The 6,052-nt window shown below is 75.4% G+C and carries 4 protein-coding genes; 3 read left to right on the forward strand and 1 reads right to left on the reverse strand.

Annotated features, from left to right (window positions below; genetic code table 11):
* A partial coding sequence (locus E1298_RS48925; RefSeq protein WP_165975935.1) for a DMT family transporter occupies positions 1 to 638 on the forward strand: 638 nt, incomplete at its 5' end.
* Positions 639 to 756: 118 nt separating this feature from the next.
* The gene (locus E1298_RS42920) at positions 757 to 1,587 is read left to right on the forward strand and encodes an SAM-dependent methyltransferase (RefSeq protein ID WP_243726185.1); all 831 of its coding nucleotides are present in this window, start codon (positions 757 to 759) and stop codon (positions 1,585 to 1,587) included.
* 115 nt (positions 1,588 to 1,702) lie between these two features.
* Here the strand turns inward: E1298_RS42920 and E1298_RS42925 are convergent, their stop codons facing one another.
* A complete protein-coding gene (locus tag E1298_RS42925; RefSeq protein WP_131903131.1) occupies positions 1,703 to 4,918 on the reverse strand; it encodes an AfsR/SARP family transcriptional regulator in 3,216 nt (1,071 codons plus the stop codon).
* 80 nt (positions 4,919 to 4,998) lie between these two features.
* Here E1298_RS42925 and E1298_RS42930 point away from each other — a divergent pair, with 80 nt between their 5' ends.
* Positions 4,999 to 5,868 (forward strand): NAD(P)-dependent oxidoreductase, encoded by an 870-nt coding sequence (locus E1298_RS42930; RefSeq protein WP_131903132.1) that lies wholly within the window; start codon positions 4,999 to 5,001, stop codon positions 5,866 to 5,868.
* The last annotated feature ends 184 nt before the right edge of the window (positions 5,869 to 6,052 follow it).

Genomic DNA, 6,052 nt, shown 5'->3' on the forward strand with positions numbered 1-6,052 from the left:
GGATCGGGACGGGCGTCGGCATGCTCTTCCTCTACCGGGGGCTCAGCCGGGGGCACATGAGCGTGGTCGTGCCGGTCAGTGCGGTCGGCGGGGTGGCGCTGCCGGTGCTGGCCGGTGTGGCCTTCCTCGGTGACCGGCCGTCGGTGGCGGCGTGGCTGGGCATCGCCGTGGTGCTCCCGGCGCTGTGGATGGTGTCGCGGTCGCGGTCGGACGAGCAGGGCGCCACGCGTGCGGCGCTCGTGAACGGGCTCGTGGCCAGTGCCGGGATCGGCGTCCAGTACCTCGCGCTGGCGCAGGCGGACGAGGCGGCGGGCGCCTGGCCGGTGGCCGCCGGGCGGGTGGCCGCGGTCCTGGCGATAGCCCCGATGATGGCGGCGGACGGGCGGCGGTTCCCCTCGGCCCGGATCGGCTGGGGCGCGGCGGCGAGCGGGGTCGTCGCGGCACTGGCGCTCGTGCTGTACCTGCTGTCGGCCAGGGAGCAGCTGGTCGTCATCGCGGTCGTGCTGTCGTCGCTGTACCCGGTGGTGCCGGTGCTGCTCGGGGTCACGATGCTGCGCGAGCGGCTGTCGGCGGCGCAGGCGGCCGGGCTGGTCGGCGCGGGCGTCGCCGTGGTGCTGCTCACGGCGCCGATACCGTAGGCGACAAAGCGATCACGGGATCCCCGTGAAGATCTTCCGTCCGAGGTGATCTGGAAGGTAGCCTTTCACCGTCGGTCCCCCTTCCCCCTCGGGGGCCGCCGGAACTGCGGGAGCGCCTGTGGACACCAAGACCCCGGACGACATTCCCACCTCGGCGCGGGCCTACGGGTGGATGCTCGGCGGCAAGGACAACTACGAGGTCGACCGCCGGTTCATCCTCGACACCGTCAAGGGCTTTCCCGAGTGCGTCGACATCGCCCGGCAGAACCGGTCGTTCCTTTACAGGGCCGTACGCCACCTCGTGCGGGACGCGGGGATCCGGCAGTTCATCGACATGGGCTGCGGGCTGCCGACGAACAACAACGTCCACCAGGTCGCGCAGCGTTTCGATCCCGACGCGCGCGTCGTCTACGTGGACATCGACCCGGTCGTGCTCGTGCACGGGCGGGCCCTGCTGGCCGACAACGCCAGCACGGTGATCATCACCGGTGACATGCGGGAGCAGGCCGCGTTCCTGGAGCGCGACGACGTCCGCGAGCTGATCGACTTCGACGAGCCCCTGGCGGTGCTGTTCCTGTCGGTCGGCCACCACCTGCTGGACGCCGACGACCCCCGCGCCATCCTCCGGACGATCATCGACCGCGCCGTGCCCGGCAGCCATCTCGGGCTGTCCCAGGTCGTGTGCGACGACCCGTCCCGGGGCGCGGTCATGAGCGCGCAGATCACGGCCGCCGGGATCCCTTGGCGGACCCGGACCCCCGCCGAGGTCGACGCGTTCCTCGACGGGCTGGAGCCGGTCGACCCCGGCCTGGTCAACCTGCTGGACTGGCGCCCCGACCCCTTCCAGCCCCCGCTGGAGCCGGTGCCGGACGCCCTCGCCGCCTACGTCGGCGTCACCCAGACCGACAAGGGGCTCTACGAGTACGGCGGCCTCCTCCGCAAACCCTGACGCGGCGATTCCTTTGGCCGACTGACCGACTTGCCTTCGCGTGACGGGACCTGCTGTCCTTTCCAGGAAGGAGCGTCCTGTGAGGGCCCGCCCCCGGGCGGGCCGGTGCTTCTTCTCACCCGGGCCGCCGAGTGGCAGCTCGGCGGCCCGGGGCCTGCGCGGCGGACGCCGGTGCTGCGGACACCGATGTGGCGGACACTGGCGCGGCGGACGCGGCGCGGACGCGGGCGGCTATCCGGTCGATGTCGCCGCGCTCCGCCTCGGGCAGCGGCGCGCCGACGGACGCGCGGGCGGCGGCCGCGGCGGCGAGCGTCCGCGCGGCCTCCTCGTGGCGGCCGGCGAGGGACTGCGCCCCCGCCGTCCCCTCCAGCGCGAGCGCGAGCGCCCGCGGGTTGCCGGTGGCGCGGGCCGCCGCCAGCCCCTCGGCGTGCAGGGCGAGGGCCGGGCCCGCGGCGCCGCGCAACTCGGCGATGAAGCCCAGCTCCGCCAGCAGCAGCGCCAGGCCGGGCGCCCCGTCGATGTCGCGGCACCAATCCAGCCAGCGGCGCAGCAGCGCCTCGGCCTCGTCCAGCCGCCCCTGCCGCCGTGCCGCGAGGGCCAGCCCGACCTCGGCGAAGTGCTCCATCCGCTGGTGCGACTCGCGGACGGCCAGCCGCCTCGCGCGCCCGTGCAGCTCGTCGGCCCGCTCGTGGTCGCCGGTGAGCAGCGCGATCCGGCCGAGGCGCGACAGCCGTCCGGAGACCTCCGTCCACAGCCCGAGCTCCTCGGCGTCGTCCAGGCCGTCCCGGTGCAGCGCGGCGGCGCGGGCGTAGTCGCCGGTCACCTCGGCGAGCAGGCCGAGCGTCTCGGTGGCCTGGAGGCGCCCCCAGCGGTCGCCGGCCGTCCGGAACAGGTCCATGGCCCGCCCGCCGTCGCGCCCGGCCGCCCCGAGGTCGCCCGCGGAGACCGCCTGCGCGGCGCGGGTGGCGAGCGCCACCGCCTCGCCCCAGCCGTCCCCGAGCGCGCGGAAGCCCGCGAGCGCGCGACCGGTGAGGCCGTCGATCTCCTCAAGGTCGCCGAACCCGATCCGGACGAAGCCCAGGAACCACTGCGCCCACGCCCTCCCCCACGGGTCGTCGATGCCGTCGTACGCGGCGAGGGCGCTACGGCAGCGTTCGTCGCGGTCGGCGCCGTCCCCTTCGAGCTGGGTGAACCCGGCGTGCCAGGTCTTGGCCCTGGCCAGCGCGGCGGACGTCCCTCCCGGGACGGACAGCGCCTGCTCGAACGCGCGACGTGCCTCGCCGATCCGTCCCCAAAGGAACCAGCACCAGCCCATGGCGTTCACGAGCCGGAGCGCACTGTCGGCGTCCCCGTCTTGGACGGCGCTGTCGAGCGCGGCCCGCAGGTTGCCCGTCTCCGCGCGCAGCTGGGCGAGCGCCCGGCGCTGCTCTGCGTCGCGCAGATGCGGCTCCACACGTTCGGCAAGGGACGTGTAGTAGCGGACGTGGCGGCGCCGCGTCTCCTCGTACTCCCCGGCCTCGCGGAGCCGCTCGATGCAGTACGCGGCGACCGACTCCAGCAACCGGTAGCGGTGCCCTTCGCCCACGACGACCAGCGACCGGTCGACAAGGCGCGCCAGTATGTCGGGCTCCCCGCCGCAGACCTCCTCGGCGGCCTCCAGCGTGCAGCCGCCGGAGTGCACGGCGAGCCGCCGCAGCACGGCCCGCTCGGCCTCGCCGAGCGGCTCCCAGCTCCAGTCGATCACGGCGCGGAGCGTCCGCTGCCGGGCCGGGGCGTCCCGGACGCCGGACGACAGCAGCCGGAACCGGTCGTCCAGCCGCCGCGCCAGCTCGTCCACGCCCAGCGCCCGGACACGGGTGGCGGCCAGTTCCAGCGCCAGCGGGATGCCGTCGAGCCGCGCGCAGATCGCCGCGACCGCCGCCGCGTTCCCCCGGTCCAGCGCGAACCCCGCCGCCGCGTCCGCCGCCCGCGCCACGAACAGCTCCACCGCCCCGAACCGCGCCAGCTCCGCCGGCCCCAGGCCGCCGTCCGGGACGACCGGAGGCGGTCCGTCCCGTCCGGGTGCGAAACGCTCCGGAACGGCCAGCGGGTGAACGGGATAGAGGCGCTCGCCCGCGATGCCGAGGGGCTCACGGCTCGTGGCGAGGATCCGCAGGTCAGGGACGTCGCGGAGGAGCGCCGACACGAGGCGGGCCACCGGGTCCACCACATGCTCGCAGTTGTCCAGGACGAGGAGGACGCGCTTGCCGCGCAGGGCCGCGCCCAGCCGTCCGGCGGGGCTCGTCTCGCGGCGGGCGTCGTCGCGCAGGCCGAGGACGCTCGCGACCAAGGCCGCCACGTCGTCCCGGGAGGCGCCCGGACGCGCGCCGTCGTCCAGCGCGACCAGCCAGACACCGTCCAGGCGATGCTCCAGGAGGCGCCGCGCGACCGCCACGGCGAGGCGGGTCTTGCCGACGCCGCCGGGGCCGTTCAGCGTCACCAGGCGCGAGGCGTCCAGCAGGCCGGCCGCCTCGCGCAGCGCCGCGTCCCGGCCGATCAGCGCGGTCACGTCGGCGGGCAGGTTGGTCGCCGGGACGTGCCGGGCGACGGCCTCGGCGGGGTCCTGGCGCAGGATCGCCCGGTGCAGAGCGGCGAGGCCCGGGTCGGGGTCGAGGCCCAGGTCGTCCCGCAGCCGGCGCCGGTGCTCGTCGTAGGACGCGAGCGCCTCGGCGGCGCGGCCCGTCCGGTAGAGGGCGCGCATGTAGGCCGCCCGGAGCCGCTCCCGCAGCGGGTGCCCGGCGACCAGCTCACCCAGTTCGGCCGCCACGGGCTCGGCCTCGCCGAGCTCCAGCCGCGCCTCGGCCCGGGCCTCCGCCGCCGCGAGCCGCAGCCCGTCCAGCCGGGCGATCTCCGGGCCCGCGAATGCGGCGTCCGCGAAGTCGGCGTACGCCGCCCCCCGCCACAGCGCCAGCGCGTCGCCCAGCAGGGCGGCACGGTGCGCCGGGTCGGCGGCCTCCCGGGCGCGCTCCACCAGCTCCTCGAACCGCGCGGCGTCGGCGGGCCGCGCGTTCAGCCGGTAGCCGGGCGGGCGCGACTCCACCAGCGCCCGGCCGCCCTCCTCGGCGTCCTCCAGGGCGCGGCGCAGCTGGGAGACGCGGGCCTGGAGCGTCGCCGCCGGGTTCGCCGGGAGCGCGCCGCCCCACAGGTCGTCGATGAGCCGGTCGGCCGGGACGATCCGTCCCGCGTGCGCGAGCAGGTCGGCCAGCAGGGCGCGCACCTTGAGGTCGGCGACCTTGACCGGATCGCCTCCCTCGGCCCGCACCTCCAGTGGACCGAGGACCCCGAAGCGCATACCGCCCACCGTAATGCCGCCCGAAGGGTTCCCGAAGCCGCCTGCCGCAGGCTGGGTCTCCTACGGAAAGGAGCTCTGACATGGCTGAAAGCACATCCGTGACCGTTCTCGGGCTGGGCCTGATGGGCACGGCGCTCGCCGAGACCCTGGTGGCGAACGGGCACGCGACGACGGTCTGGAACCGCTCCGCCGCCAAGGCGGACCCCCTGGTGGCCAAGGGCGCCGTCCGGGCCGCGACCGCCGCCGAGGCGATCACCGCGAGCCCGCTGGTGGTCGTCTGCCTGTCGGTGTACGAGAACGCGGACGAGATCCTCACCGGGGACGTCCTCGCCGGGCGGACGGTCGTGCAGCTGACCAACGGAACGCCCCGGCAGGCCCGCGCCCTGGCCGAACGCGTCACCGGGCACGGCGCCCGCTACGTCGACGGCGGCATCATGGCCGTCCCGCAGATGATCGGCGGGCCCGCCTCGCTGATCCTCTACAGCGGCGACGAGGAGGCGTTCGAGGCGCGCAAGGACGTCCTCGCCGCCCTTGGCTCGCCGCGCTTCCTCGGCATCGACCCGGGCCTGGCACCGCTGTTCGACCTGGCGCTGCTCAGCGCGATGTACGGGATGTACGCCGGATTCCAGCAGGCCGTCGCGCTCGTCCGCTCGGAGAAGGTCCAGGCCACCGCGATCGAGCCGATGATCACCGCCTGGCTGACCGCGACGATGGGCGGCTTCTCCGAACAGGCCCGCGCGCTCGACGCCGGCGAGTTCGGCACCGACGTCTCCAGCGTGGCGACCAGCCAGGTGGCCTTCCCCGGCCTGATCGAGACGTACCTGGAGCAAGGCGTCGACCCGGGCTGGCTCCTCGCGCTGCGCGACCTCCTCGACCGCGCCGTCGCAGAGGGCCACGGCCACGACGGCATGGCCCGCCTGATCACCCTCCTGGAACAACCACCCGCCTGAGAACCCACCCACGCACGCCCACACGAAGGCCCGCCCCCGGAGAGGAGGCGCCACGCGTGAGGGTGCACCCCACGCGAAGGCACACCCCGCGTGAGGGTGCACCCCGCGTGAAGGCGTAGGGCGGCTGCGCAGACGGGGGCCGTTGCGGGGGGCGGTTGTTGTCAGGCTTGGGCGTGGCCCGGAC

The organism is Actinomadura rubrisoli, assembly GCF_004349215.1.
Taxonomy (GTDB): Bacteria; Actinomycetota; Actinomycetes; order Streptosporangiales; family Streptosporangiaceae; genus Spirillospora; species Spirillospora rubrisoli.